Below are 26,939 nucleotides of genomic sequence, written 5' to 3'. Positions count from 1 at the left end.
GGAGACCTTCCACCATGACCGAAGCAACCGCCATCCGCTGGGAGCAGGACCAGGACGGTGTGGTCACCCTCGTCCTCGACGACCCCGCCCAGTCCGCCAACACGATGAACGCCGCCTTCACCGACGCCCTGGAGGCGACCGTGGAGCGGCTGAAGGCCACCGAGGGCCTGCGCGGCGTCATCGTCACCTCGGCCAAGAAGACCTTCTTCGCCGGCGGCGACCTGCGCCTGCTGTCCGCGGCCCAGCCGGAGGACGCCGAGCGCGTCTTCGCCGACTCGATGCGGATCAAGCGCGCGCTGCGCACCCTGGAGACCCTCGGCCGGCCGGTGGTCGCCGCGATCAACGGCGCGGCCCTGGGCGGCGGCCTGGAGATCGCGCTCGCCTGCCACCACCGGATCGCCCTGGACGCCCCCGGTAGCAAGATCGGCCTGCCCGAGGTCACCCTCGGCCTGCTGCCCGGCGGCGGCGGGGTCGTCCGTACGGTCCGGCTGATGGGCATCACCGACGCCCTGCTCAAGGTCCTGCTGCAGGGCCGCCAGTACCGTCCGGCCCAGGCCCTGGAGGCCGGGCTGGTGCACGAGGTGGCCGCCACCCGCGAGGAGATGCTGGCCAGGGCCCGCGCCTTCGTGGACGCCCACCCGGAGGCCGTACAGCCCTGGGACGTCAAGGGCTACAAGATCCCCGGCGGCACCCCCAGCACCCCGGCCTTCGCCGCCAACCTGCCCGCCTTCCCGGCCAACCTGCGCAAGCAGCTCGCCGGCGCCCCCTACCCGGCGCCGCGCAACATCCTGGCCGCGGCCGTGGAGAGCAGCCAGGTGGACGTGGACACCGCGATGGTGATCGAGGCCCGGTACTTCGCCGAGCTGGCCTGCGGCCAGACCTCGAAGAACATGATCCAGGCGTTCTTCTTCGACATGCAGGCCGTGAACTCCGGTGCAGGCCGTCCCCGGGGCGTCGAGCCGCGGAAGGTCGAGCGGGTCGCCGTGCTCGGCGCCGGCATGATGGGCGCCGGCATCGCGTACTCCTGCGCCGCCGCGGGGATGCAGGTGCTGCTCAAGGACGTCACGCCGGAGGCCGCCGAGCGCGGGAAGGCGTACTCGGCCGCCCTGCTGGACAAGGCGGTGGCCCGCGGCCGGACGACTCCCGAGGAGCGGGAGGCGTTCCTGGCCCGGATCACCCCGACCGCCGACCCGGCCGACCTGGCCGGCTGCGACGCGGTGATCGAGGCCGTCTTCGAGAACCCCGAGCTCAAGCACAAGGTGTTCCAGGAGGTCCAGGAGGTCATCGCCCCCGACGCGCTGCTCTGCTCCAACACCTCCACCCTGCCGATCGGCCTGCTCGCCGAGGGCGTGGACCGGCCCGCCGACTTCATCGGCCTGCACTTCTTCTCGCCGGTGGACAAGATGCCGCTGGTGGAGATCATCCGCGGGCCGCGGACCGGCGACGAGGCGCTGGCCCGGGCCTTCGACCTGGTCCGGCAGATCCGCAAGACGCCGATCGTGGTCAACGACTCGCGCGGCTTCTTCACCTCGCGGGTGATCGGCCAGTTCATCAACGAGGGCGTGGCCATGGTCGGCGAGGGCCTGGACCCGGTCTCGGTGGAGCAGGCCGCCGCCCAGGCCGGCTACCCGGCCAAGGTGCTCTCCCTGCTGGACGAGCTCACCCTCACCCTGCCCCGCAAGATCCGGAACGAGGCCCGCCGGGCCGTCGAGGAGGCCGGTGGCAGCTGGACGCCGCACCCCGGCGACACGGTGATGGACCGGATGCTCGACGAGTTCGACCGTCCGGGCCGCAGCGGCGGGGCCGGCTTCTACGAGTACGAGGACGGCCGCCGCACCCGGCTGTGGCCGGGCCTGCGCGAGCACTTCACCCAGCCGGGCAAGGCGATCCCGTTCGAGGACATGAAGGAGCGGATGCTCTTCGCCGAGGCGCTGGACTCCGTCCGCTGCCTGGAGGAGGACGTCCTCACCTCGGTCGCCGACGCCAACGTCGGCTCGATCCTCGGCATCGGCTTCCCGGCCTGGACCGGCGGCGTGCTCCAGTACATCAACGGCTACCCCGGCGGGGTGGCCGGATTCACCGCCCGCGCCCGGGAGTTGGCCGCCGCGTACGGCGAGCGCTTCACCCCGCCGGCGCTTCTGGACACCATGGCCGCCGAGGGCCGCACCTTCCGCGACTGACCCGGGACGCGCCCCGGGGCCGGGGGCGTGGGCGCGTCGGTGCGCTCACGCCTCCGGGCGGTCGGCCAACTCCTCGGCCAGCGACCGCTGGAAGGCCGTCACCAGGGCCTGCACCACCATCGGCTGGATCTGGTCGGTGAGCAGCTTCATCCGCTCCAGCTCCCGCGGCGGCGGCCCGCTCTCACGGTACGGCTTCCAGACCGTCTCGCGGAACAGCCGGTGCAGGTCGTGCGCGGTGGCCTGGCTGTGCAGCCGGACCACCGCGCGGGCGGCGATCAGCGTCTCCAGCGGGATCGGCACGTCCAGGATCCGCACGCCGAGCGGCAGCAGGCCGGGGTCGGTGGTGAACACCGCCGCGTCCGCGGTCCGGTGCAGCGCGCCCATCGCCACCAGCCGGTCCAGATCCGCGTCGGACAGGGCGCGCCCGGCCCGCCGCTCCAGCTGCTCCCGGGTGGCCTCCTCGGCGGGCTCCGGGGTCCAGGAGGCGACCAGGGCCCGGTGGATCGCCAGGTCCAGCGAGCTGATGTCCTCGGGGAGTTGGGTGAGGTAGCGCTCGATCGCGGCGAGCGTGAGGCCCTGCCGCTGGAGCTCCTCGATCAGCTCCAGCCGGCCCAGGTGCTCGGGCCCGTACAGGCCGACCCGGCGCGGGCCGAGCTCGGGGGGCGGCAGCAGGCCCTTGGCGGCGTAGAAGCGCAGGGTCCGGACGGTGACCCCGGCCCGGGCGGCCAACTCGTCGACGGTGAGCCGCGGTGGGGGCGCTGTCATCGTTCGGACCTCGGAAACCTGGTGCAGCAGTCTTGCTGTGACAGTAGCAGTGTGACACCGTCTCATCACGACAGTCCACTCGGTGGAGGCCGCCCCGGCCGCTGGAGAGACGGCCGGGGCGGCCGCCGTGCCCGCGCCCCGTACCGCCGGCCGGCCTCGCGGCACCGGCCCCGCCGCGCTCAGCGCGCGAAGTACGCCTGGGCGGCCCGCACCCCCGCGGCGAGGGCCTCCACCTCGTCCGGGGTGTTGTAGACGTGGAAGCTGGCCCGGGTGGTGGCCGGCACCCCGAAGCGGCGGGCCACCGGCCGGGCGCAGTGGTGCCCGACCCGGACGGCGATCCCGCGCTCGTCGAGCACCTGGCCCACGTCGTGCGGGTGGATCCCGTCCACGGTGAAGGAGACCGCCGACCCGCGGTCCACCGGATCGGCCGGCCCGATGATCCGCACGCCGGGGATCTCCCGGAGCAACCGCAGGGCGTACCCGGTGAGTTCGTCCTCGTGCGCGGCCACCTCGGCCATCCCGAGCGCGTTCAGGTAGTCCACCGCCGCGGCCAGGCCCACCGCCTGCGCGGTCATCGGCACCCCGGCTTCGAACCGCTGCGGCGGCGGCAGGAAGGTGGTGCGGTCCATCTCGACCAGCTCCACCATCGAACCGCCGGTGAGGAACGGCGGCAGCGACTCCAGCAGCCCGTACCGGCCCCAGAGCACGCCCACTCCGCTCGGCCCGAGCATCTTGTGTCCGGAGAAGACCAGGGCGTCGGCGCCGAGGTCGGTGACGTCCAGCGGCCGGTGCGGCACCGACTGGGCGCCGTCGACCACCACCAGGGCGCCCACCGCGTGCGCCCGGTCGGCGATCCGGCGGACCGGGTTGACCGTGCCCAGCACATTGGACTGGTGGGTGAGGGCGACCACCCGGGTCCGCTCGTCGAGCAGGCGGTCCAGCCCGTCCAGGTCGAGCCGGCCCTCGTCGGTGAGGGTGAGCCACTCCAGGCGTGCGCCGGTGCGCTCGGCCAGCTGCTGCCAGGGCACCAGGTTGGCGTGGTGCTCCATCTCGGTCACCACGATCCGGTCACCGGGGCGGATCCGGCCGGCGGTGCCCAGCGCGTAGGCGATCAGGTTGATCCCCTCGGTGGCGTTCCGGGTGAAGACGGTCTCCTCCGGCCGGGCGCCGACGAACGCCGCCACCGTGGCCCGGGCCCGCTCGTACGCCTCGGTGGCCTCCTCGGCCAGCCGGTGGGCGCCGCGGTGCACGGCGGCGTTGCGGGTCAGGTAGAACTCCCGCTCGGCGTCCAGCACGGCCAGCGGCTTCTGCGTGGTGGCGGCCGAGTCGAGGTACACCAGCGGGGCGTCGCCGACCCTCCGGTGCAGGATCGGGAAGTCCTCACGGAGCTTCACGGCGTCGATCGGCATGCTGCCACCCCTCACGGTTCTCACGGTTTCGTCGTCCGTTACCCGTGAGAAGCTAGCCCGTTCTCACGGAGAACCGCAACCGTTAGCATGAGACGGTGGACGAGACCCCCTACCACCTCCACCAGCCGGCCGTGCCCGGCGAGGAGCAGTACCGCTCCCTCGCCCTGGTGAACACCCGCTTCACCCTCAGCCACGGCCCGGTGGACCTGCTGGAGGACGCCGACGCCGCCCGGCTCTGGCTGGTCCGGCGCGAGCTGCTGCCCGACCGCACGGCGCTGGCCGGCCGTCAGCACGGCCGGCTGCTCGCGCTCCGGGAGTCCGCCCGCGCGCTGTTCGCGGCCCGCGCCGCCGCCGGGGCCCCGCCCCCCACCGCCCTCGACGCCCTCAACGCCGCCCTGGCCGCGGCCCCGCCGACCCCCCACCTGCTCTGGGACACCCCGGCCGGCGGACCCCGCCGCGCCGACCGGCCCGACCACGGCAACCCGGTCGGCGCCGCGCTCTCCCTGCTCGCCGAGGACACCGCCGACCTGCTCACCGGCCCGGAGGCCGAGCAGCTCGCCGAGTGCGCGGCCCAGGGCTGCGACCGCTGGTTCCTGCGCTCCCACGCGGCCCGCCGCTGGTGCTGCACCAAATGCGGCAACCGGGTCCGCGCCGCCCGCGCCTACGCCGCCCGCAAGACCCGCTGACGGGGCCGGTACGCACCCGGTCAACACCAAGGAGCGCGTGGACCTCCCAGCCGTCAGGCTGGGGGAGAACGGCGCGGGGCGGGAGGGTTCTACCTCGGCTGTTTCCTCTTCGCGCAGTTCCCCGCGCCCCTGGTGTACGCACCCGATTGCCCCCGGGCATGGCGAAGGGGCGCGGTCTCCCGCGCCCCTCCGGTGTACTCTTCCCGCTTCCTGCCCCGCGCGGCCGTCAGGCCAGCGGCAGCAGGTCGGCGTGGTGCTTCCGCGTCACCTCGGGGTGGGCGCGGAGATACCCCTTCAGCTCGTTCCGCCCGAATTCGGCGAACAGCGGGTTGCCCGGGTCCTGGGTGGCCCCCGGCGCGTGGTGGGCGTTGGGGAACTCCAGCGGCTCGATGTGCGCGTCCAGCCGCGGGTTGAAGAAGAACGGCACCGAGAACCGCTCCCGCGCCCCCGGCGGGCTCACCACCCGGTGGCTGGTGGCCTTCAGGTAGCCGTCGGTGGCCACCTCCAGCAGCTCGCCCAGGTTGACCACGAACGCGCCCTCCATCGGCGGCACGTTCAGGAACGAGCCGTCCGGACGCTCCACCTGGAGGCCGCCGACGGTGTCCTGGAGCAGCAGGGTGATGAAGCCGTAGTCCTTGTGCGTGCCCACACCCTGCCCGGCGCCGTCCGGTGCCGTTCCGGGGTAGCGGACCAGCTTCAGCCGCAGGTGCGGGTGGCCGGCGAAGGCGTAGTCGTAGAAGTCCGGCCGGGCGCCGATCGCGGCCAGCAGCTCGTGCAGCAGCCGCCGGCCGACCCCGGAGAGCCGGTCGATCCAGTGCAGGGCGGCGCTGCGCAGCTCGGGCAGGTTGTCCGGCCACTGGTTGGGGCCCTCCAGCCACCAGTACGGCGGCTCGCCGGGGGCCGGGACGTGCGGCGGCAGTTCGGCGCCGATGTCCAGCTGGTCGCGCCAGTCCTGGGCGCCGGCGGTGCGCTCGTCGCCGGTGCGGGTGTAGCCCCGGAAGTGGGGGGAGTTGAGGTTGCTCACGGCCAGCCGGTCGGCCTCGGGCAGGTCGAAGAAGGCCCGCATCGCGCCGGTCAGGGCGGTGGTCTCGGCCGCCGATATGCCGTGGCCGACCAGTTGGAAGAAGCCGACGTCGGTCGCCGCGGCGCGCAGGGCGTCGTGCAGGCGGGCCCGGTCCTCGGGGGACCCGTCGGCGAGCGACAGGTCGATCACGGGGAGACCGGTGGTGGGGGACTGCTGGGACTGCTGTGTCATGGGTGACATCCGCTGGGTCGGTGCCCCGGCGGTGCCCGGCGGTCGCCGGGGTCGCTGCCGCCGTCCCGCCGGGTGCGGCGGAACGGGCGGGGCCGGGGGAGGGCGTGTGCCCGGAACGGGCGGGAGAGGAAGGGGATCAGCCGGAGCGTCGACAGGACATGCTCGTGACGCGGAGCAGGTCCACGTGGCGACGGCTGACGAGAAGAAGCACGGAACCAGGTTAGATGACCGGTCGGCGGTGGTCGAACAAGGGGCCGTCCGGTCCGCCGGGGCCTCACCGGCCGAGGCTGCGCGCCGCCGCCTCGCGCAGCTCGGCCTTTCTCACCTTGCCGCTCACCGTCATCGGGAAGCCCTCGACCAGCCGCACGTGCCGGGGCGTCTTGAAGTGCGCGATCCGGCCGCGGCAGAACTCGGCGATCTCCCGCGCCACGGCCTCCTCCCGGCCGAGCGCCCCGGCGGGCTCGCGCAGCACCACGAAGGCGCACACCTCCTCGCCGTACCGCTCGTCCGGCACCCCCACCACCTGCACGTCCGCGACCGCCGGGTGGGTGTGCAGCAGGTCCTCGACCTCCCGCGGGTACACGTTCTCCCCGCCGCGGATGATCACGTCCTTGATCCGGCCGACCACCGCCAGGTAGCCGTCCTCGCGCATCTCCGCCAGGTCGCCGGTGCGCATCCAGCCCTCCGCGTCCACCGCCTCCGCCGTGCGCTCCGGCTCGCCCCAGTAGCCGAGCATCACCGAGTAGCCGCGGGTGTGCAGCTCGCCCACCGTGCCGCGCGGCAGCGTCCGGCCGGTCGCCGGGTCGGCGATCCGCACCTCGACCTGCGGGACCGCCCGGCCGACCGTGGCCACCCGGTGCTCCTCGGGGTCGTCGACCCGGGTCATCGTGGAGACCGGCGAGGTCTCGGTCATCCCGTACGCGATGGCCACCTCGGGCATGTGCAGGTCGGTGCGGACCCGCCGCATCAGCTCCGCCGGGCAGGGCGAGCCGCCCATCAGGCCGGTCCGCAGCGAGGACAGGTCGTAGGAGGCGAAGTCCGGCAGGCCCAGCTCGGCGATGAACATGGTCGGCACCCCGTACAGCGAGGTCGCCCGCTCCGACTCGACCGCCCGCAGGGTGGCCGCCGGGTCGAACCCCTCGGAGGGGATCAGCACGCAGGCGCCGTGGCTCAGCGCCGCCAGGTTGCCCACCACCATCCCGAAGCAGTGGTAGAAGGGCACCGCCACGCAGATCCGGTCCTCGGGGCCGTAGCCGAGCAGCGCGCCCACGCAGTGGCCGTTGTTGAGGATGTTGCGGTGGGAGAGGGTCGCGCCCTTGGGGAAGCCGGTGGTGCCGGAGGTGTACTGGATGTTGATCGGCTCGTCGCAGTGCAGCACCTCACGCGGCCCGGGCCGGGCCTCGTCGCCGCGGCGCAGCAGGTCCGCCCAGCTCGGCTCGCCGAGGAACACCGCCGTCCGCAGCTCGGGGCAGCGGCCGCGGACCCCGGCCACCATCGCCCGGAAGTCCGCGTCCCGGTACGAGCCCTGCGCCACCAGCAGCGACACCCCGGCCTGCCGCAGCGCGTACGCCAGCTCCTCGGTGCGGTACGCGGGGTTGACGTTCACCAGGACCGCGCCGAGCCGAGCGGTGGCGTACTGCACCAGCACCCACTCCGGGCGGTTCATCGCCCAGACGCCCACCCGGTCGCCCTTGACCACCCCGAGCGCCGCCAGCCCGCGCGCCACCCGCTCCACGTCCCGGCCCAGGTCGGCGTACGTCCACCGCCGCCCGCTCACCAGGTCGACCAGCGCCTCCCGCTCCCCGAACTCGGCCACCGCCCGGTCCAGGCGCTCGCCGATCGTCACGGTCAGCAGCGGGATCTCCGTCCCGCCGTGGGTGTGGGACGCCTGCTCGGTCACCGTTGACCTCCGGGGCTGACGGGCGTGGTCTGACAAGGCTTCGTCAACCCCTGACGGTTCGTCAAGAGTACGCGCCCGGTCGCCCCCGGTGGCCGTCCCGACGGCCCCGGGACGCGCCCTACCCCTCCAGGAACCTCAGCACCGCGAGGACCCGCCGGCTGTAGCCGGTGGCGCGGTCCAGCTCCAGCTTGTCGAAGACCGCGTTCAGGTTCTTCTCCACCGCGCTCAGCGAGACGTGCAGCCGCGCCGCGATCGCCGCGTTGGTGTACCCCTGGGCCAGCGCCTCCAGCACGCTGCGCTCCCGGGGCGTCAGCCGGGCCAGCGGATCGCCGTTCGCGCTGTGCACCACCAGCCGCCGCACCACCTCCGGATCGATCGCGGCCCCGCCCGCGTGCACCCGATCCAGCGCCTCCAGGAACTCCTCCACCTGCGCGACCCGGTCCTTGAGCAGGTACCCCACCCGCTCGGCCCCGGCCGCCAGCAGGCGGGCCGCGGAGTGGCGCTCCACGTACTGGGAGAGCACCAGCACCCCGACGCCGGGCCAGCGCTCGCGGATCGCCAGGGCCGCCCGCAGCCCCTCGTCGGTGTGCGTCGGGGGCATCCGGATGTCCAGCACCACCACGTCGGGCCGCTGCTCCTCCAGCGCCTCCAGCAGGGCGTCCGCGTCCCCGACCGCGGCCGGGACCCGGTGGCCCTCCTCGACGAGCAGCCGGACCAGGCCCTCCCGCAGCAGGGTGGAGTCCTCGGCGATCATCACGTGCACGGCAGCTCCACGGTGACGGTGGTCGGTCCCCCGGCGGGGCTGTCGATGTGCAGGGTGCCGTCCAGGGCGGCGACCCGGCCGCGCAGGCCGGTCAGCCCGCCGCCGGCCGGGTCGGCGCCGCCCCGGCCGTCGTCCCGGACGGTGACCGCCAGGACCGGGCCGGCCCGTTCGACGCGTTCGACCCGCACCGAGACGGCGGTGGCCCCGGAGTGCTTGGCCGCGTTGGTGACGCACTCCGACACCACGAAGTAGGCGGCGGTCCGCACTGGCGGGGGCAGCGGTCCGGCGGCCGCGAACTCCGTCCTCACCGGCAGGGCGCACCGCTCGGCCACCCCGTCGAGCGCCTCCCGCAGCCCCAGCCCGTCCAGCGCCGAGGGGTACACCCGCCAGGCCACCTCGCGCAGTTCGGCGAGTACCTCCGCCGACTCCCGGTGCGCCTGGCGCAGCAGCGCGTCCGCCTGCTCGGGGTCGCGGCCGCGGCGGGCCCGGCCGATCAGCATGGCGAGGGCCACCAGCCGCTGCTGGACGCCGTCGTGGAGGTCGCGCTCGATCCGTCGGCGCTCGGCGTCCACCGCGTGGACCACCGCCGCCCGGCTGTCCGCCAGCTCCGCGATCCGCCGGCGCAGCAGCTCCCGCTCGGAGGGGCCGAAGCAGGCGCGGGCGGCCCGCGCGTCTAGGGCGGCGAGGGCGAACAGGCCCTGCAGGTCCAGGAAGAGCAGCACCCCGCCGAGCACCGCCTGCACCGCCAGCTCGTCCGGGGTGAGACCGCCGCGGGCCGCGCCCTGGACCAGCAGGCCCGCCAGTGCGAGGCCCACGCCCAGCAGGCCCAGCACGGTGCCGCAGAGCAGCCCCGCCCAGCAGTGCAGGGCCAGGTAGCGCAGGACGCGCCGGTCGGACGCCCGGTACCCGTCGGGGAAGCGGTCGCCGAAGAACGCGGCCCGGCGGGCCCGTTCCACGGCCGCCAGCCGCCGGGCGCCGCCCATCAGGACGCCCAGGGCCTGCGCCCGGGTGGCCGGCGACAGCAGGAACGGGCCGAGGACGGTGCCGGCCAGCAGCAGGTAGAGGCTGCCGGGCACCGCGGTCAGGCAGCCGAGCAGCACGCCGAGCGCCCGGCGCCCACGGGAGCGCCATCCGGGCGCCGGGGACGGCGGCGTACCGGCCTGACCGTCCGTCATGTCCGCTGCCCGGGTGCCCTGCACGGGGTCCGACCCTAGTTCGGCCGGACGGCTCGGGCAAGATCGATCGGCGTGGGGCGAGCCGTGGCCGGGGGAGCGATGGCCGGGCGCGGCGCTGGTCACCGGCGGCGGTGCTGGGCGGTCCGGGGGTGCTCGGCGGGCCGGTCGGCGGTGCTTCCCGCGGTGCGGCCGCCGCGGAGCCGGCGGGCGAGGTACACCGCCAGCGCGGCCGCCACCAGCACCAGGACGGCCTTGGAGAGCACCCCGACGTAGGCCTCCACCACCGCCCACCGGTCGCCCAGCGCGTAACCCGCCAGCACCAGAACGGAGTTCCAGACCAGGCTGCCGAGCGTGGTCAGCAGGACGAACAGCGGCAGCGGCATCCGCTCCACCCCGGCGGGCACCGAGATCAGACTGCGGAAGATCGGCACCATCCGGCCCAGGAACACCGCCTTGGTGCCGTGCCGGGCGAACCACTCCTCGGTCCGGACCAGGTCGGCGGCCTTCACCAGCGGCAGCCGCGCCCAGATCGCGTGCATGCGGTCCCGGCCGAAGATCATCCCCAGCCAGTAGAGGACCACCGCGCCCACCACCGAGCCGAGGGTGGTCCAGAACAGCGCCGACGCCAGGCCGAGCGCCCCCTGTCCGGCGGCGAACCCGGTCAGCGGCAGAATCACCTCGCTCGGCAGCGGCGGGAACAGGTTCTCCAGCGCGATCGCCAGCCCGGCGCCGGGCCCGCCCAGGGACTCCACGAGCCCGGCGGCCCAGCCGGCGAATCCGTCGGCGGGCTCCTGTGCCAGGGCGAGAACGGTGGGGTGCATCCGAGCCTCCAGGTCGGTGGGACGATCGCCCGGGACGGCCGCCCCGGACCCTCCTCAACCTAGGAATCCCAGCTCAGCACCGGTATGCGGTCACCCGCACGGTTCGCTGCGGTTTCCCGCACCCCCACACCCTGCGGGAAACCTCACCCCGGTGACCCGTGCCCCGGCGTCCCCGCGCCCGTGGTCCCCGCGCCCGTGGCGTACGGCGGCGGCTCAGACGCTCGGCGCGGTCAGTGTCGCCGCGGTGATCCACCCCTCGACCCGGGTCACCGCGGCCATCGCGCCGAACGCGAGCACCCGGACCAGCTCGCCGCCGTCCGCGGCCTCGCCGTGCCGCTCGCGCCATTCGGCCACCTGCTCGTCGGTGATCCGGTACGGCGCGAGCGCGGCCAGCAGCGCCAGCCGGGCGGCCGGGCGGTCGTCGGGACCGAGGCCGCCGAGCGGGGACTCCAGCCGGCCGCCGCCGAGCGGCGGGTGCGTGCCGTCCCAGGCCGCGACGGCGGCCAGCACGGCCGCCCGCCCCTCGGCGCCCAGCGTCCGCCCACCGCGCTCGCCCACCGCGCGCAGCGCGGCGTACGCCCGGCCGATCGGTCCCGGCCCGGCCCAGGCCGGTACCGGGCCCGACTCGGCCTCCGGCCCGAGGAGTTCCAGGCTGCGGCCGGGGGCGAGCAGGAGCCGAGCCGCCCGCTGCACGACGCGGCCCGCCACCCGGCGGACCAGCTGCGACCGGTGGACCGCACCCGGCAGCAGGGCCGGTTCGTCGAGCAGGGAGGTCACCATGCGGTTGATGAAGTGGGTGGCGAGGGCGGTGCCCAGGAACTCCGGGGCCAGCCGCTCGGGGAACGGCGGTGCGGCCAGGTCGGGTGCGCCCGGGCTGCGGGTGGCCTCGGCCCACGCCACCACGGCGGCCTGGCCGGAGTCCTGCGGCGCCGCGCCGGTCCGTACCGACTCGGCCAGCCGGTGGTCGCCCGCGCCGTGGACCAGCAGGGCGTGCGCCTCGGTGCAGAACGGGCAGCGGTTGACCCGGGAGACCGCGCTCGCCGCGGCCTCCTTCTCGATCCGGGAGGCCTCGCCGGCCAGTTCGGCCTCGCGCAGCAGCGCCCAGGTGGCGGCGAGCACCTCGGGCGCGGGCGAGAGGCTCATCAGCGGGCCGTCGGCGAGCAGGAAGTCCTCGGCCATCTGGGCGTAGACGCGGGCGACCAGGCCGGTGGCGGCGTTCTTCGGGACGCCGGGGGTGTGGCGGTAGGGCGAGGGCATGGAGGGATCCCCTTCCGGTGGACGATCCGGATCGCAACTCGTTGTTGCGATAGCCTGAGAGTCGCACGCCGTCCGCTCGTAACGCAACTGGGAGTTGCAATGTCCGCTGATTCCCTCGATCCCGCCTTTGCCGGCTCCGTCGATGCCGCCGAGTCCGCCGATCGGGCCGACCGCCCCCGGCCGGTCGGGCGCGGCGAGAAGGTCCGGGCCGCCGTGCTCGCCGCGGTGCTGCGGGAACTCGTCGAGACCGGGTACGCGGCCCTGACGGTCGATCAGGTCGCGCAACGGGCGGGCGTGCACAAGACCACCGTCTACCGCCGCTGGAAGGACCGCGACACCCTGGTCGTCGATGCCCTCACCGACCACATCGCGGCGGACATCCCGATCCCCGACACCGGGAGCGTCGCGGAGGACCTCGAACTCCTCGCCCGCGGTCTGGTCGGCTGGCTCGGCAGCCCGGTGGGTCGGGCGGTGGTCACCACCATGCTGTCCGACGCGGTCCGCGTCCCGGAGATCGCCGACGCCCGCCGCCGGATCTTCCACGACCGCACCCTGCGCGCCGCGCCGGTGGTCGCCCGGGCGATCGAGCGCGGCGAACTCCCGCCCGGCACCGACGCCACCGAGCTGATCAAGGATCTGGTCGCGCCGATCTACTTCCGGGTCCTGATCACCGGCGAACCGGTGGACACGGGCACTGCCGACCGTGCCGCCGCCGCGGTGCTGGCAGCGGCGGCGGCCCGCAGGGACGCCTGAGCGGCGGCCGTCGGGTGTGTCGTGCGCGTCGGGGGCGCCGGGGCCTCAGTAGCCGGTGCTGCCGTCGATGCGCTCGCGGAGCAGGTCGGCGTGGCCGTTGTGGCGGGCGTACTCGGCGATCATGTGCACCAGGATGCGGCGCAGGGCCACCGGTTGGCCGCTGGCCCGGTGGGTGCCGGTGGCGTCCAGCGAGGGGGTGGCGGCGACGATCTCGCGGGAGCGCTCGCACTCGGCTCGCCACACCGCCAGGGCCTGCGAGACATCGCCGTCCAGGCGGTCGAAGTCCTGGTCCGGGTCGTCGTCCGAGTAGTAGAGCAGCGGCACGTCCTCGCCCGCGAACTGGATGCGCAGCCACCACCGTTCGACGCCCGCGAGGTGCCGGATCAGCCCGTGCAGGCTGAGCCCGGACGGCGGCACCATCCGCTCCGAGAGTCGCTCCTCGGCGACGCCCGCGCACTTGAGGGCGAAGGTCTCGCGGTGGAACTCCAGGTAGGAGGTGAGGATCTCGCGCTCGTCGCCGACCAGCGGCGGCGTCGCCCGGCTCTCGGCGCCGGCCATGCCGGGCGCGTAGTTCTGCGGGGGGATGTCGGTCATCCGGTCAGCATCCCACCCGCCTCCGACACCGGCCGGTACGACCGGGCCTGACTGGCCGTCAGCTCCTCCTGGGTTCGCCCCGGTAGGTGCCGAAGTACCAGCGGTTGCCCTCCGGGTCGCGGACCTGGAAGTCGCGCGACCCGTACTCGGTGTCGTGCGGCCCCTGCACCACCTCGGCGCCGGCCGCCACCGCCCGGGCGAACAGCGCGTCCGGGTCGCCGGTCACCACGTACCCGCCGAAGGTGCCCGGGACCAGCGGCCACGGGTCCTCCGGGCCCGGCTCGCGGGCGGAACCGAGCATCACCCCGCCGCCCGGCGGCCAGGCCAGCTGGGCGTGGTCGACCCGGTCGCCCTCGCCGTACACCACCGTCTCCTCGAAGCCGAACGCCTCGACCAGGAAGCGGATCAGGGCCCGGGCGTCGTCCGCTCGCAGACTCGGCCACACCTGCGGCGGCGGTGCCTGGTTCACCATGTGCTCTCCTCCTCCGTGACGCTGCCCGGCGCCCGACGGTAGCCCGTCCGCGGGCCGGGCCCGGGGCGCCGCACCGGAGGGACGCCCGCCCGCCCGCCCGTCCCGTTCAGCCTCCGGGGCCGGTCACTGCTCGTAGGCGTCGCGCAGGGCCCGGATGTCGAGCTTGACCATCCCGAGCATCGCCCGGGTCACCCGCTCCGACTTCTCCGGGTCCGGGTCCGCGATCATCTCCGCCAGGACGGTCGGCACGATCTGCCAGGACAGCCCGTACCGGTCCTTCAGCCAGCCGCAGGCGCTCTCCTGGCCGCCGTCGGTGAGCTTGGCCCAGAGGTCGTCGACCTCCTCCTGCGAGGCGCAGTCCACCTGGAGCGAGATCGCCTCGCTGAAGGTGAACATCGGGCCGCCGTTGAGCGCGATGAACCGCTGTCCAGCCAGTTCGAAGGTCACGACCATCACCGTCCCCTCCTCGCCGGGCCCGGCCTTGCCGTACCGCTGCACGTCCACGATCCGCGAGTCACGGAACACCGAGGTGTAGAACCTCGCCGCCTCCTCGGCCTGGTCGTCGAACCACAGAAAGGTGGTGATCTTCTGCATCCCGCACTCCTCTTCCGTCCCCACCCCCTGCCGACCGTCCCGACGCTATCCGCCCCGCCCCCGCGGCCCCGTCCGCCACGCCACGCACGCCACGGCACGTCAGGACTGCGGGGTGGAGCTCCAGGCGGACCGGTGGAGGCGTTCGATGCCGTCGAGGAGGAGGTCGAGGGCGAACTCGAACTCGAACCGGTCGTCGCAGCCGCCGCCGACGACCGAGCCGGGCTCGTGGGGGCGGGCGGCGACGATCTCGGCGATGTTCGGGTAGTGGGCGGACAGGGCGCCGAGGGCCTCGGCCCGGTCCTGCGGGTCGGCCACCGGGGGGCTGGGGAACAGTTCCTGGGTGAAGCCCCAGACCCGGCTGCCCAGGGCGTGCATCGCGTGGTGGGCGAGGTCGGCGGAGAGCCCGCCGGCCCGGAGCATGCCGATGACCGAGTCCAGGTAGCCGAGGACGCCGGGGGTGGGGGCGGTCCGCGACTCGATGACCCGCGGGGCCCAGGGGTGGCGCAGCAGGACCGCGCGGGCGGACAGCACCCGCCCGCGCACCGCGGCCTTCCAGCCGTCGCCGCCGTCCGCCGGGGCGATCTCCCCGACGATCATGTCGACCATGCCGTCGAGGAGTTGCTCCTTGTTGGCCACGTGCTTGTAGAGCGCCATCGGGACCACGTCCAGCTCCTGGGCGAGCCCCCGCATGCTCAGCGCCTCGATGCCGCCGCGGTCGGCGAACGCGACGGCGGCGCGCAGTACGCGCTCCCGGCTGAGCGGGGTCCGGCGGGCGGTGCCGGTCTGCTGGGCCATCTCTCGACCGCCTTCCGTGCGACCGGCCGGGCCGCCGGTCCCTCCTTGACGAGTGTACGGCGTACACCCTAGCGTGGCGGTGAAGGTGTACGGCGTACACCTGACCCCTCGACCCCTGCGCCCGTCGGCTGTCGGTCTGTCGGCGCGCCCACTCATGGACGGAGTCCCGTGAACGGAATCCCGGTGGCCCCACCGAGAAAGCTCGCGACAGCGGCGGGCGCCTGCTTCCTCGTCACCCACGTCACCTCGATCGGCGCCCTGGTCCTGTACGGCCCGGTGCTCGGCGGGGCCGACTACGTCACCGGCCCGGGCCCGGACGCCCGGGTGCTGCTCGGGGCGCTGTTCGAGGTGCTCCTCGCCCTCGCGATCGTCGGCACCGCGGTCGCCCTGCTCCCCGTGGTCAGGCGGTACGGCGAGAGCGCCGCCGCCGGCTACGTCGCCCTCCGGACGCTGGAGGCCGCCGTCATCGCCGTGGGGATCGTCAGCCTGCTGGCCGTGGTGACGCTGCGCCAGGAAGGTGCGCCGGGGCGGGAGGTGGAGACGCTCCGCGTCGTCGGGCGGGCGCTGGTGGCGGTCCACGACTGGACGTTCCTGGTCGGCCCGAACTTCGTCCTCGGCGCCAACACGGTGCTGCTGGCCTCCCTGCTGTACCGCTCGCGGCTGGTGCCGCGCTTCATCGCCGTGCTGGGGCTGGTCGGCGGGCCGCTGATCTTCGGCTCGGCGGTGGCCGTGCTGTTCGGCGCGTACGCGCAGGTCTCGACCTGGGGGTCGCTCGCGGCGGTGCCGGTGTTCGCCTGGGAGCTGGCGCTGGCCTTCCGGCTGATCGTCGCGGGGTTCCGCCCGCCCGCTGGGGCTGATGTGGGCGGGTCCGATGCGGGCGGGTCGCGGGAGGTGGTCGGCGTCCGGGCCGGTTGAGGTCCGGTGCCGTGTCGGAGGTCCGGTGCCGTGTGGGAGGTCCGCGCTCCAGCGGGCCTCCGGTGCCACGCGAGCGCCCGGCCGGATCATGCCGCCGGGCGGCTCCCCGGACCGTCCGTCGACGCGCCGACGGAGGCAACCATACATATGTTCGAATCGGGCGTAGGCTGAGGCCATGGAGTTCCAGCTGCAGGGATCGCTGTTCGACGAACCCGGTGAGGTCGGCCTCGGGCCGCTGCTCGGGGTCCGGCGCACGGTGCTGGACGCCGGCGCCTGGGTCGACGTCCTGCCGGGCTGGCTGACCGGGGCCGACGAGCTGTTCGAACGGCTGCTCGCGCAGGTCCCGTGGCGGGCCGAGCAGTGGAAGATGTACGACCGCATGGTGAGCGTCCCCCGCCTGCTCGCCCACTACGGCGAGGGTGACGAACTCCCCGACCCGGTGCTCGGCCGGGCCCGGGACGCGCTCGGCGCGTACTACGCCGAGGAACTGCGCGAGCCGTTCGTCTCGGCCGGGCTCTGCTACTACCGCGACGGGCGGGACAGTGTCGCCTGGCACGGGGACCGCGGCGGGCGGGCCGCCGCCGAGGACACCCTGGTCGCGATCGTCTCGGTGGGGGAGGCCCGGCCGCTGCTGCTGCGCCCGCGCGGCGGCGGTCCGGTGATCCGGCACTCCCTCGGCCACGGCGACCTGCTGGTGATGGGCGGCTCCTGCCAGCGCACCTGGGAGCACGCGGTGCCCAAGAGCACCCGGCGGGTCGGGCCGCGGATCAGCGTGCAGTACCGCACCCGCGGCGTGCACTGACCCGGACGGCGGCGGGCCCGCAACCGTCGCACAGGGTGGTTGAGCTGGGCGTTTCTGTCGATGCATCAGATTTACGGACTTGAATATCTTCGAACTGATGTCCGATCCTGGAATTGTGCATATGTTCGAATCAGCACTTCTCCGCTCCACCGTGGCGCCCGCGTCCTCCGGGGACGACCTGCTCCCCGCGCTGCCGGCGCTCGCCCCGCTGCTGCCCGGCGGCGGACTGCGGCGCGGCACGGCGGTCTCGGTGGACGGCGACACGGGCCTGCTGCTCGCGCTGGCCGCCGGCGCGGTCGCGGACGACGCCTGGGCGGCCGCGATCGGGATGCCCGACCTCGGACTCTGCGCCGCCGCCGGCTACGGGCTCGACCTCGGACGGCTGCTGCTCGCCGACGACCCCGGCCCGCACTGGCCCGAGGTGGTCTCCGCCCTGGCCGGCGCCGTCGGGCTGATCCTGCTGCGCCCCACCGGCCCGGTGGCCCCGCAGCTCGCGGCCCGCCTCGCCGCCGTCCTGCGCCGCGGCGGCTGCGCGCTGCTGGTGGCCGGACCGTGGCCCGGCGCGGTCCTGCGGCTGAGCGTCCGCGCGGGCCGCTGGTTCGGCCTGGGCGAGGGGTACGGGCAACTGCGCGGCCGGCAGGTCGAGGTCGCCGCCGAGGGCCGGGGCACCGCCACCCGCGTTCGAACGGCGCGGCTCTGGCTGCCGGACGAGCACGGTGTCGCCCGCCCGATCGAGGCCCGGGAGCACCCGGTCGAGACCGGGGACCGCGCCGCTGCCGTGCCGACGGCTGCGCTCGTGGGCGGTCTGGCGGCGATGTGACATGGCCGGACGGTGGGAGCGGAGGTACGGCCGGGGGCGCCGGCCGGGGGAGGAGTGGCTGATCGGGCCGGAGGAGTTGGGGGAGGCCGGGGAGTCGGAGGAACCGGGGGAGCCGGGCGACGGCCCCGAGCCGTACACGCAGGCGGAACAGCGGGAACAGCGGGAGCAGGTGGGACAGCCGGAACAGCCGGAACAGCGCGAGCAGCGCGAGCAGTCGGAGCGGGACGCGGGCGCCGTCCGTCCGCCCCGCGTGCTGGTGGTGTGGTGCCCGGACTGGCCGGTGGTGGCCACCGCCCCGGCTGGCGGTGAGGCCGGGTCGGTCGCGGTGGTGGTCGGTGGCCGGGTGCTGGCCTGCTCGGACGCCGCCCGCAGGGCCGGGGTCCGGCGCGGGCAGCGGCTGCGGCTGGCCCAGCGGCTCTGCCCCGAACTCGTGCTGCGCGACCGCGACACGGAGGCCGAGGCCCGCCGGTTCGAACCGGTGGTCGCGGCCGTGGAGGCGTTCACCCCCCGGGTGGAGGTGCTGCGTCCCGGCATGTGCGCGATCCCGGTCAAGGGCCCGAGCCGTTACTTCGGCGGCGAGGAGGCCCTGGCCGCCCGGATCCACCGAGCGGTGACCGCCGCCCTCGCCCACCCGCAGCCCACCCCCGCCGTCGCGCCGGGACCCGACACCGACACCGACCCTGAGCCCGAGCCTGAGCCCGAGCCCGAGCCCGAGGCCGCTGTGCAGACGGCGGTCCCCGGCGTACCCGGGCAGCTCGACCGGGGCAGCGCCGCCCCGCACCTGGAACTCGTTCTCAATCCGGACGCGCCGACCCCCGACCCCGTTCGAACACGCCGGGACCGTGGGACCGTTCCGGTCGCCCCCGCCGACACCCCGTACCTGGAACTCGTTCCACCGCCCGCACCCGACTCCACCGCGGAGCGCCACGACGACCGCGGGCCGGTGAACGCGCTGCCCGACCACCCCGACCACCCCTCCGCGCTGCCCCCGCAGGCCCCGGCCCAGGCCGCCGTCGAGGTCGCGGTCGAGCCGCCGCCGAGCCATGTCGGCGTGGCGGACGGCCTGTTCGCCGCAGTGCTGGCCGCGCGGGCGGGGGTGCTGGTGCCGTTCGGCCGGACGGCGGAGTTCCTCGCGCCGTACCCCGTGGCCGCGCTCGGCGAGGAGTCGCTCGCCGAGCTGCTGATCAGGCTGGGCGTCCACACCGTCGGGGCGTTCGCCGCGCTCTCCCGGGCGTCCGTCGCCGACCGCTTCGGCCCGACCGGGACCGCCGCCCACCGGCTGGCCCGCGGCCTGGGCTCGCGCCCGCTGGCTCCCCGCCAGGAGGGCCCGGACCTGGCCGTGGAGCAGCTGTTCGACCCGCCGGAGCAGCTCGTCGAGCCGCTGGTGTTCGTGGCCGGGTCGCTCGCCGAGCAGCTGCACGGGCGGCTCTCCGCGGCGGGCCTGACCTGCCAGCGGGTGTCCGTCGAGGTGGCCTGCGCGGACGGCCGGACGGCCGCCCGGCTGTGGCGGCACGAGGGCCGGCTGACCGCCTCCGCCCTGGCCGAACGGGTCCGCTGGCAGTTGCAGGCCTGGCAGGGAACCGGTCTGTTCACCGGCGCCGCACCCGCCCCCCACGAGCACACCCCCCACCTCCCGGACGGCAGCGGGTTCACCGTGCTGCGCCTGGTACCGGACGGCCTCGTGCCCGACCAGGGACGTCAACTGGCGCTCTGGGGCAAGGCGGTGGCCGAGGACCGGGTGGAGCGCGCGGTGGCCCGGGTGCAGGCGCTGCTCGGGCACTCCGGGCTGCGCCGGGTGGAGCCGTCCGGCGGCCGGGGCCCGGCGGAGCGGGTGGAGCGGATCCCGTGGGGCGAGCCGCAGCCGGAGACGGACCGTACGGCCCCGTGGCCGGGACGGCTGGAGGACCCGGCGCCGTCCGTGGTGCCGCGGACCCCGGTCCCCATCGCCGTGCTGGACGCACGGGGCCGGCCGGTCACGGTGAGCGGCCGGGCGGAGGTCTCGGCGCCGCCCGCGGTGCTCGACCTCGACGGCGGCCCGCTCCGGGTGGACGGCTGGACCGGGCCGTGGCCGGCGGTCGAGTACTGGTGGGACCAGGCCCGGTCCCGCCGCCGGGCCCGCTTCCAGGTCGCCGTCGCGGACGGCCGCGCGCTGCTGCTGACGGTGGAGGACGGCAGCTGGTACGTGGAGGGCGCCTACGACTGACCGGACGAAGACCCGCGGACCCCGGCGGACCCGCCGCCCGCGCATCGCACGAGGGGGCGTGAGCACAGCCCGCACCACCACCCGAGACGGAGCACCACCCGCGATGGGATTCACCAGCCACCCCAAGCTCCCCTGGAGCGAGCTGCACCGCCGCCTGCGCGGCAGCGGCCCGGCGGCCCCCGGCGCGGTGGTCCCCCTGCGCCCGCCGACCTCGCAGCGCCCCGCCCCACCGACGTCGGAAAGCCCCGCCGCCCCCGCCGCCGCCCACCCCTGGGCGGAGCTCCACGTGCACTCGGCCTTCAGCTTCCTGGACGGCGCCAGCGACCCCGAGGCGCTGGCCGAGGAGGCGGCCCGGCTCGGCATCGAGGTGCTCGGCCTCACCGACCACGACGGCCTGTACGGGGTGGTCCGACTCGCCCAGGCGGCCAGGGAGTCCGGCGTCCGGACGGTGTTCGGTGCCGAGCTCACCCTCGGCCCGGAGGAGCACCTGCTGGTCCTCGCCCGCGACCCCGCCGGGTACCGCAGGCTCTCCGCCGCGATCAGTGCCGCCCAGCTGCGCGGCGGTGCCAAGAACCGCCCGGCGTACGACCTCGCCGAGCTCGCCGGGGCCCACGGCGGTCACTGGGCCGTGCTCACCGGCTGCCGCAAGGGCCGGGTGCGGACCGCGCTGGCCGCCGGGGGACCGGACGCCGCGCTGCGCGAACTGCACGGCCTCGCCGAGGCGTTCGGGCCGGAGAACGTGTACGCGGAGCTGATCGACCAGCGGCTGCCCGGCGACGACCTGCGCAACGACCGGCTCGCCGCCCTCGCCGCCCGGGCCGGGCTGCCGGTCGTCGCCTCGAACAACGTCCACCACGCCGGCCCCGCCGAGGGCCGGCTGGCCCAGGGCCTGGCCGCGCTGCACGACCGCCGCACCCTCCAGGACGCCGCCGGCCGGACCATGGCCGCCGGCACCGCGCACCTGCGCTCCGGGCGGGAGATGGCCGCCCGGCTGGCCCGCTTCCCCGGGGTCCGGGAGGCCACCGTGGACCTCGCCCGGGCCTGCGCCTTCGACTTCGGCGGCCTGAAGCCCGAACTCCCCGGCTTCCCCGTCCCCGACGGCCACACCGAGATCAGCCATCTGCGCGCCCTGGTGGTCGCCGGCGGCCCGGACCGCTTCGGCCCCGGCAACGGGCCCGCCCTGCGCCAGCTCGCCCGCGAACTCGACGTCATCGAGGAACTCGACCTGGCCGGCTACTTCCTGATCGTCCACGACATCGTCGACTTCTGCCGCCGCGAGGACATCTGGTGCCAGGGCCGCGGCTCCGCCGCCAACTCCGCGGTCTGCTACGCCCTCGGCATCACCGCCGTGGACCCGATCCACTACGGCCTGCTGTTCGAACGCTTCCTCAGCGTCGAGCGCGACGGGCCGCCCGACATCGACCTCGACATCGAGAACCGCCGCCGCGAGGAGGTCATCCAGTACGTCTACCGGCGCTACGGCCGCGCGCACGCCGCCCAGGTCGCCAACGTGATCACCTACCGGCCCCGGCTCGCGCTGCGCGACGCCGCCCGGGTCCTCGGCTACCCGACCGGGCAGATCGAGGCCTTCACCCGGCAGGTCGACTTCCGCTCCGCCCCCGCCGAGGACTCCCTCATCCCCGCCGACGTCCTCGACCTCGGCGGCCGACTTCTCGGCCTGCCCCGGCACCTGGGCATCCACTCGGGCGGCATGGTGCTCACCAGGGAGCCGATCGGCGAGATCTGCCCCACCGAGTGGGCCCGGATGCCGGGACGGTCCGTCCTCCAGTGGGACAAGGAGTCCACCGCCGGCGCCGGACTGGTCAAGATCGACCTGCTCGGCCTCGGCATGCTCGCCGCCCTGCACGACACCTGCGACCTGATCGCCGGACACCACGGCGACCGCTACGACCTGGCCGCCATCCCCGACGACGACGCGCACGTCTACGAGATGCTCTGCCGGGCCGACACCGTCGGCGTCTTCCAGGTCGAGTCCCGCGCCCAGATGGCCACCCTGCCCCGGCTGCGGCCGCGCACCTTCTACGACCTGGTGGTGGAGGTGGCGCTGATCCGGCCCGGCCCGATCCAGGGCGGCTCGGTCCACCCGTACCTGCGGCGGCGCGACGGCGTGGAGGCCCCCGACTGCCCCCACCCGCTGATGGAGAAGTCCCTCGGCAAGACCCTCGGCGTCCCGCTCTTCCAGGAGCAGATGATGCAACTCGCCATCGACTGCGCCGGGTTCAGCCCCGCCGAGGCCGACCGGCTGCGCCAGGCGATGGGCGCCAAGCGGTCCCACCAGCGGGTCGCCGAGCTGCGCCGGCGCCTGCTCGACGGGATGGCGGACCGCGGCATCCCCGCCGGGACCGCCGAGGACGTCTACGCCAAGATCGAGGCCTTCTCGAACTACGGCTTCCCCGAGTCCCACGCGATCAGCTTCGCCTACCTGGTGTACGCCAGCGCCTGGCTCAAGTACCACTACCCGGCGGCCTTCACCTGCGCCCTGCTGGCCAACCAGCCGATGGGCTTCTACTCCCCGCTCAGCCTGATCGCCGACGTCCGGCGGCACGGGGTGCGGGTCCGCGGGGTGGACGTCAACGCCAGCGCCGCCGGACCCACCCTGGAGGGCGGCGAGCACCCCTCCGCCCCGCCCCCGCTCACCGCCGGCAAACCGCAGTTCGCCATCCGGCTCGGCCTCTCCGCCGTCCGCGGACTCGGCGACCGGAAGGCCGAGGAGGTCGCCGCCGGGCAGCCGTACGCCGACCTGGAGGACTTCGCCCGCCGCACCGCCCTGCCCGCCCCCGTCCTGGAGGCGCTGGCCACCGCGGGTGCCTTCTCCTGCTTCGGGCTGACCCGCCGCCAGGCCCTGTGGGCCGCCGGGGTGCACGCCACCGCCACCCCCGACACCCTCCCCGGCACCGCGCCGGGCGCCGAGGCGCCCCCGCTGCCCGCGATGACCCCCGTCGAGGAGACCATCGCCGACCTCTGGGCCACCGGCGCCTCCGCCACCAGCCACCCCATGCAGCACCTGCGGGACGTCCTGCGCGGCTCCGGCGCCCTCAGCGCCGCCCAGCTCCACGACGTCCCGCCCGGCACACCGGTGGTGGTCGGCGGCCTGGTCACCCACCGCCAGCGCCCGCCCACCGCCGGCGGCGTGCTCTTCCTCAGCATGGAGGACGAGACCGGCCTCATCAACGTCATCTGCAACCGCTACGTCTGGGAACCCCACCGCCGCACCGCCCTCGACCGCGCCGGCCTCCTCGTCCACGGCCACGTCGAACGCGACCACGGCGCCACCAACCTGGTCGCCACCCGCCTCACCCCGCTCCGCATCGCCGTCTGACCGGACCCGCGGAGCACCGGGCGGGGGACGTGGGCCGTGGACACCGGGCCGGGGGACGTGGGCCGCGGTCACCGGACCGGGGTGTGTGGGCCGCGGGACGTAGGGTGAGGCCGTCCGGCCGGAGTGGCGGAGTGGACGGGGGGACGGCATGGCACGGCTGCGGTGGTTGCGGACCGGGGCGGGGGAGTTCCGGTGGACCGGGCGGCTCGGCTACCTGAGGACCGCCTCCGGGGCGGAGCGCTGCGTCCACCTGCGGGTGATGCCCGCCGGCCGCGGCGGAGGCTCGCTGACCGCGCTGCTGGTGTCCGCCGGACCGCTCGGCCCGTGGGGCGTGTGCACCGACACCTCCTACCCCACGCCGCGGGAGGTCCGCGCGATCCTCGACCACGCCCTCGCCCAGGGCTGGGACCCGGCCGCCCAGGGCGCCGACTTCGCGGTGACCGCCGAACTCGACGGCTGGGAGGTCCACTCGCCCTCCCACGCCCCGGGCCGCGTCCGGCACCACCTCCGGATGCTCTCAGCCGCCACCCCGGCCGACGAACCCGCCCTGCTGGAACGGGCGTCGGCCGACCGCGACCCCCAGGTGGCCGAGGCCGTCGCCGCCGAACACCTCGACCGCCGGGCGGCGGAACTCCTCACCGGCCCCGGCTTCCCCGCCTGGCTGGCCGCCCTGCCCCCGCTCGGCGCGCCCCACGCGGAACGGCTGCGCGCCTGGTCCCTGCTCCGGGCGGCCGAGACCGGCGCACCCTGGACGCCCGCCGAGGTCCTCGCCCTCGCCGACCGCCACCAGCGGACCCTCGCCGAGCGGGCCACCGACCCCGCCCTCCTCGCCCTGCTCGCCACGGCGGCCGGCACCCCGCCCGCCCGCGCCGCCGCCACCACCCGCCTGTCCCTGCTCCACCCGCAGGGCCACCCCGCCGCGCGCTGCCAAAACCCCTTGGCGGACCCGCCCGGCGGGCGGTAGGAACGGCCCATGCCCGCCAGCGAACCGACCAGCGAACCGACCTTCGTCCCGACCGGGCTCGACCTCGGCGACTTCCGGCTCGTCCCGTGGGGCCACGACAGCCGGACCCGGGGGTTCCTCGGCGCCCTCAAGGCCGCCGCCGCAGACCCCGTGATCGCCCTGTGGAACCCGGTCCGCGCCACCGAGGACATCTCCGCCCGGGCCTGGATCGCCGCCCGGGCCGCCGGCTGGCGGACCGGGACGCTCGCCGGGTTCGCCGCCGTCTCCACCGACGGGGACACCCTGCTCGGAACGGTCAACGTCCGCTGGAGCGACCGCGCCGACGGGCTCGCCAGGATCGGCTACTGGACCGTACCCGCCGCCCGCCGCCGCGGGATCGCCGTCCGCGCCACCCGGGCGGCCACCCGCTGGGCCTTCGACACCGCCGACGCCCGCCGGATCGAGCTCAGCCACGCCGCCGGCAACCACCTCTCCTGCCGGGTCGCCGAACGCAGCGGCTACCGGCACGAGGGCACCCTGCGCGACTCCCACCGCTTCGGCGACGGCGAGTACCACGACGAGCACCTCCACGCCCGGCTGGCCCGCGACCCCGAACCCGCCTGACGGCCGGCCCGGGGTCGCACGCCGAGAGGCTTGCCCTCACGCCGAGGGCTTGCGCCCGGAGCCGGGCGGACCGGCGAACGCCTGGGCGATCGGCAGCCACGCCCGGGCGGTCTCCCCGACGGCGGTCAGCGCGAGGTCGTCCCGGTGGCGGCGCTGGGTGACCAGCAGGCAGAAGTCCAGCGCCGGACCGGTCACCCGGTCCACCGCGGACTCCGGGCCCCAGGTCCACAACCCGCCGTCGGGAGCGGTCAGCTCGACCCGCACCGAAGCCTGGGGCGCGGGGAGGCCGTGGGCGGCGAACGCGAACCCCATGGTCCGTACGCCCAGGTGGGCCACCTGCCGCAGCCGTCCGGTCGGCCGCCGGACGACCCCGAGCGCGTCGGCCACGTCCTGCCCGTGCGCCCACGTCTCCATCAGCCGGGCCGTGACCATCGACGGCGCCTTCATCGGCGGCCCGAACCACGGCAGCCGCACCCCGTCCGGCACCGCCGCCAGGGCCGCCAGCAACTCCTCCCGCCCGGCCCGCCAGCGCCCCAGCAACTCCTCGGGCGCGAGCCCGACACCCTCCCGCGCCCCCTCCTCCACCACGTCGAACCCGCTCGCGAACGCCTGCTTCGCCACCTCCCCGAAGCCCTCCGGATCACGCACGGACAGCAGCGCCCACCGGTCCGTCCACGCCAGATGCGCCAGCTGATGGGCCACCGTCCACCCCGCCGCGGGAGTCGCCGTGGCCAACCCCTCCCGGTCCAGCCCGGCCACCATCCCGTCCAGATCCGCGTTCTCCTCCCGCAGATCCTCCAACAGCCCACCCAGATCAGCCATCCGCCTACTCCTCCTCCATCGACTCGCCCAGTCCTACCCGCCAGTACAGCCCCCTGCACCAGCGGGTTGGCCGGCTTCCCCAGGGCGCGGCGGGGTGCGTGGGGGCACCTCCCAGCCGCCGGACTGGGGGAGAACTGCGCGATTCCGGAAGATGCGGCGCCGCACGTCCGCCCTGCCCCGGCCCTCGCCGGAGCCCCCCTCGTGCCCGCCCGGAGCCCCAGCCGGAGCCTCCGCCCCGGGGGTGCCCAACGGCCGGTGGGGCGTGTGAGAATCGCGGGCGTGACCGGGGCGAACCAGTTCTCCACCGGGGCGGACGGCATCGACGCCCGTGCCGCCGCGCTGGTCCGTGACGCCGTCCTGGGCGACCTCGCCCGCCGGGTGGTGGACGAGTGCGGCGCCGACGTGGGCCTGGTCGGCGTGCCGGACCGTCCGGACCGGCCCCGGGCGATGGCGCTGCGCCACTGGGCCGGCACCCGCGCGGACCTGCTGCACGGCCTCCACGTCCGCCTCGGCACCGGCCTCGGCGGCCGCGCCCTCGCCGAGCGCGCCCCCACCTGGGTGCCCGACTACCGCGCGGCCACCACCATCTCCCACCACTACGACGCCGCGGTCAGCGCCGAGGGCCTGTACGCGATGCTCACCGTGCCGCTGCTCCAGGACGGGGTGGTGCACGGCGTGGTGTACGCCTCGATGCGGACGGTCGTCCCCTTCGGCGACGTCCGGATCGCGGCGGTCGCCGACCTCGCCGCGGTCGCCACCCGCGCCCTGGCCGGCGCCTCCGCCTGGACCACGGCAACCCCGGCACCGACTCACGCCCGCAGACCGGCGCCACCCGCCCGACCGCCCGAGCTCCCGGCCCGGCTGACACCCCGGGAGCTGGAGGTGCTCCGCTGGGCGGCGATCGGCCGGACCAACCCGGAGATCGCCGACCAGCTCGGCCTCACCTGCAACACCGTGACCGGCTACCTGAAGAGCGCCATGCACAAGTTCGGCGTCCGCAACCGGGTCGAACTCACCATCGCTGCCCGCGACTTCGGCCTCGTCAGCTAGG

The 26,939-nt window shown here is 75.4% G+C and carries 25 protein-coding genes; 11 read left to right on the top strand and 14 right to left on the bottom strand.

Annotated features, from left to right (window positions below; translation table 11 throughout):
- Nucleotides 1–14: 14 nt before the first annotated feature.
- Entirely contained in the window at nucleotides 15–2,180 is a 2,166-nt protein-coding gene (locus ABWK59_RS08645; RefSeq protein WP_354639307.1) for a 3-hydroxyacyl-CoA dehydrogenase NAD-binding domain-containing protein, read from the top strand.
- A gap of 45 nt (nucleotides 2,181–2,225) precedes the next feature.
- On the opposite strand, the gene ABWK59_RS08640 is transcribed toward ABWK59_RS08645, so the two are convergent.
- Together ABWK59_RS08640 and ABWK59_RS08635 are read right to left on the bottom strand one after the other, a co-directional pair.
- Complete coding sequence (locus ABWK59_RS08640; RefSeq protein ID WP_354639306.1) at nucleotides 2,226–2,945, bottom strand: MerR family transcriptional regulator; 720 nt, start codon at nucleotides 2,943–2,945, stop codon at nucleotides 2,226–2,228.
- 179 nt (nucleotides 2,946–3,124) lie between these two features.
- Nucleotides 3,125–4,354: a cysteine desulfurase gene (locus ABWK59_RS08635; RefSeq protein ID WP_354639305.1), complete on the bottom strand. Its 1,230-nt coding sequence runs from the start codon at nucleotides 4,352–4,354 to the stop codon at nucleotides 3,125–3,127.
- Between the two features lie 95 nt (nucleotides 4,355–4,449).
- On the opposite strand from ABWK59_RS08635, the gene ABWK59_RS08630 reads away from it, so the two are divergent.
- On the top strand, nucleotides 4,450–5,040 hold the full coding sequence (locus ABWK59_RS08630) for an ABATE domain-containing protein (RefSeq protein ID WP_354639304.1): 591 nt from the start codon (nucleotides 4,450–4,452) through the stop codon (nucleotides 5,038–5,040).
- Between the two features lie 226 nt (nucleotides 5,041–5,266).
- Here the strand turns inward: ABWK59_RS08630 and ABWK59_RS08625 are convergent, their stop codons facing one another.
- The 7 genes from ABWK59_RS08625 to ABWK59_RS08595 form a co-directional block, all read right to left on the bottom strand.
- Nucleotides 5,267–6,295 carry an isopenicillin N synthase family dioxygenase gene (locus ABWK59_RS08625; protein ID WP_354639302.1) on the bottom strand — a complete coding sequence of 343 codons (1,029 nt, stop codon included), beginning with the start codon at nucleotides 6,293–6,295 and terminating at the stop codon, nucleotides 5,267–5,269.
- A gap of 136 nt (nucleotides 6,296–6,431) precedes the next feature.
- On the bottom strand, nucleotides 6,432–6,506 hold the full coding sequence (locus tag ABWK59_RS08620; RefSeq protein ID WP_354644872.1) for a putative leader peptide: 75 nt from the start codon (nucleotides 6,504–6,506) through the stop codon (nucleotides 6,432–6,434).
- 63 nt (nucleotides 6,507–6,569) lie between these two features.
- Complete coding sequence (locus tag ABWK59_RS08615) at nucleotides 6,570–8,195, bottom strand: AMP-binding protein (protein ID WP_354639300.1); 1,626 nt, start codon at nucleotides 8,193–8,195, stop codon at nucleotides 6,570–6,572.
- A gap of 118 nt (nucleotides 8,196–8,313) precedes the next feature.
- On the bottom strand, nucleotides 8,314–8,949 hold the full coding sequence (locus ABWK59_RS08610) for a response regulator transcription factor (protein ID WP_354644871.1): 636 nt from the start codon (nucleotides 8,947–8,949) through the stop codon (nucleotides 8,314–8,316).
- The gene (locus ABWK59_RS08605) at nucleotides 8,949–10,133 is read right to left on the bottom strand and encodes a sensor histidine kinase (RefSeq protein WP_354639298.1); all 1,185 of its coding nucleotides are present in this window, start codon (nucleotides 10,131–10,133) and stop codon (nucleotides 8,949–8,951) included. Before ABWK59_RS08605 ends, ABWK59_RS08610 begins: the two co-directional genes overlap by 1 nt.
- Before the next feature lie 119 nt (nucleotides 10,134–10,252).
- Nucleotides 10,253–10,954, bottom strand: coding sequence for a DedA family protein (locus ABWK59_RS08600; RefSeq protein ID WP_354639296.1), 702 nt, complete (start codon nucleotides 10,952–10,954; stop codon nucleotides 10,253–10,255).
- A gap of 213 nt (nucleotides 10,955–11,167) precedes the next feature.
- Nucleotides 11,168–12,211 (bottom strand): carboxymuconolactone decarboxylase family protein, encoded by a 1,044-nt coding sequence (locus ABWK59_RS08595; protein ID WP_354639294.1) that lies wholly within the window; start codon nucleotides 12,209–12,211, stop codon nucleotides 11,168–11,170.
- Nucleotides 12,212–12,310: 99 nt separating this feature from the next.
- Here ABWK59_RS08595 and ABWK59_RS08590 point away from each other — a divergent pair, with 99 nt between their 5' ends.
- A complete protein-coding gene (locus tag ABWK59_RS08590; RefSeq protein ID WP_354639292.1) occupies nucleotides 12,311–12,964 on the top strand; it encodes a TetR/AcrR family transcriptional regulator in 654 nt (217 codons plus the stop codon).
- A 45-nt stretch (nucleotides 12,965–13,009) separates the two neighbouring features.
- Here ABWK59_RS08590 and ABWK59_RS08585 read toward each other — a convergent pair whose 3' ends face one another.
- The 4 genes from ABWK59_RS08585 to ABWK59_RS08570 all read right to left on the bottom strand — a co-directional run bounded on the left by ABWK59_RS08585 (nucleotide 13,010) and on the right by ABWK59_RS08570 (nucleotide 15,419).
- Complete coding sequence (locus tag ABWK59_RS08585) at nucleotides 13,010–13,558, bottom strand: DinB family protein (protein WP_354639290.1); 549 nt, start codon at nucleotides 13,556–13,558, stop codon at nucleotides 13,010–13,012.
- 58 nt (nucleotides 13,559–13,616) lie between these two features.
- A complete protein-coding gene (locus tag ABWK59_RS08580) occupies nucleotides 13,617–14,030 on the bottom strand; it encodes a VOC family protein (RefSeq protein ID WP_354639289.1) in 414 nt (137 codons plus the stop codon).
- Nucleotides 14,031–14,153: 123 nt separating this feature from the next.
- Nucleotides 14,154–14,624, bottom strand: coding sequence for a VOC family protein (locus tag ABWK59_RS08575; RefSeq protein ID WP_354639287.1), 471 nt, complete (start codon nucleotides 14,622–14,624; stop codon nucleotides 14,154–14,156).
- Nucleotides 14,625–14,723: 99 nt separating this feature from the next.
- Nucleotides 14,724–15,419, bottom strand: coding sequence for a TetR/AcrR family transcriptional regulator (locus tag ABWK59_RS08570; protein WP_354639285.1), 696 nt, complete (start codon nucleotides 15,417–15,419; stop codon nucleotides 14,724–14,726).
- Nucleotides 15,420–15,602: 183 nt separating this feature from the next.
- Here ABWK59_RS08570 and ABWK59_RS08565 point away from each other — a divergent pair, with 183 nt between their 5' ends.
- The 7 genes from ABWK59_RS08565 (at nucleotide 15,603) to ABWK59_RS08535 (ending at nucleotide 25,066) form a co-directional block, all read left to right on the top strand.
- Nucleotides 15,603–16,334, top strand: a complete 732-nt coding sequence (locus ABWK59_RS08565) for a DUF4386 domain-containing protein (protein WP_354639283.1) — start codon at nucleotides 15,603–15,605, stop codon at nucleotides 16,332–16,334.
- 175 nt (nucleotides 16,335–16,509) lie between these two features.
- A complete protein-coding gene (locus tag ABWK59_RS08560) occupies nucleotides 16,510–17,136 on the top strand; it encodes an alpha-ketoglutarate-dependent dioxygenase AlkB (RefSeq protein ID WP_354639281.1) in 627 nt (208 codons plus the stop codon).
- Between the two features lie 121 nt (nucleotides 17,137–17,257).
- The gene (locus ABWK59_RS08555) at nucleotides 17,258–17,956 is read left to right on the top strand and encodes a hypothetical protein (RefSeq protein WP_354639279.1); all 699 of its coding nucleotides are present in this window, start codon (nucleotides 17,258–17,260) and stop codon (nucleotides 17,954–17,956) included.
- A 1-nt stretch (nucleotide 17,957) separates the two neighbouring features.
- Nucleotides 17,958–20,159, top strand: a complete 2,202-nt coding sequence (locus ABWK59_RS08550; protein WP_354639278.1) for a hypothetical protein — start codon at nucleotides 17,958–17,960, stop codon at nucleotides 20,157–20,159.
- A gap of 103 nt (nucleotides 20,160–20,262) precedes the next feature.
- Entirely contained in the window at nucleotides 20,263–23,499 is a 3,237-nt protein-coding gene (locus tag ABWK59_RS08545) for an error-prone DNA polymerase (RefSeq protein ID WP_354639277.1), read from the top strand.
- 148 nt (nucleotides 23,500–23,647) lie between these two features.
- Nucleotides 23,648–24,463 carry a hypothetical protein gene (locus tag ABWK59_RS08540; RefSeq protein WP_354639275.1) on the top strand — a complete coding sequence of 272 codons (816 nt, stop codon included), beginning with the start codon at nucleotides 23,648–23,650 and terminating at the stop codon, nucleotides 24,461–24,463.
- 9 nt (nucleotides 24,464–24,472) lie between these two features.
- Nucleotides 24,473–25,066, top strand: coding sequence for a GNAT family N-acetyltransferase (locus tag ABWK59_RS08535; RefSeq protein ID WP_354639273.1), 594 nt, complete (start codon nucleotides 24,473–24,475; stop codon nucleotides 25,064–25,066).
- A 36-nt stretch (nucleotides 25,067–25,102) separates the two neighbouring features.
- Here ABWK59_RS08535 and ABWK59_RS08530 read toward each other — a convergent pair whose 3' ends face one another.
- Nucleotides 25,103–25,888 (bottom strand): TIGR03084 family metal-binding protein, encoded by a 786-nt coding sequence (locus tag ABWK59_RS08530; protein ID WP_354639272.1) that lies wholly within the window; start codon nucleotides 25,886–25,888, stop codon nucleotides 25,103–25,105.
- 279 nt (nucleotides 25,889–26,167) lie between these two features.
- On the opposite strand from ABWK59_RS08530, the gene ABWK59_RS08525 reads away from it, so the two are divergent.
- Nucleotides 26,168–26,938, top strand: coding sequence for a helix-turn-helix transcriptional regulator (locus tag ABWK59_RS08525; RefSeq protein WP_354639271.1), 771 nt, complete (start codon nucleotides 26,168–26,170; stop codon nucleotides 26,936–26,938).
- Nucleotide 26,939 lies beyond the last annotated feature (1 nt).

The organism is Kitasatospora sp. HUAS MG31 (assembly GCF_040571325.1).
GTDB classification, from domain to species: domain Bacteria; phylum Actinomycetota; class Actinomycetes; order Streptomycetales; family Streptomycetaceae; genus Kitasatospora; species Kitasatospora camelliae.
The sequence above is the reverse complement of the archived record's forward strand: the minus strand, read 5'-3'. Positions and strand labels throughout refer to the sequence as shown.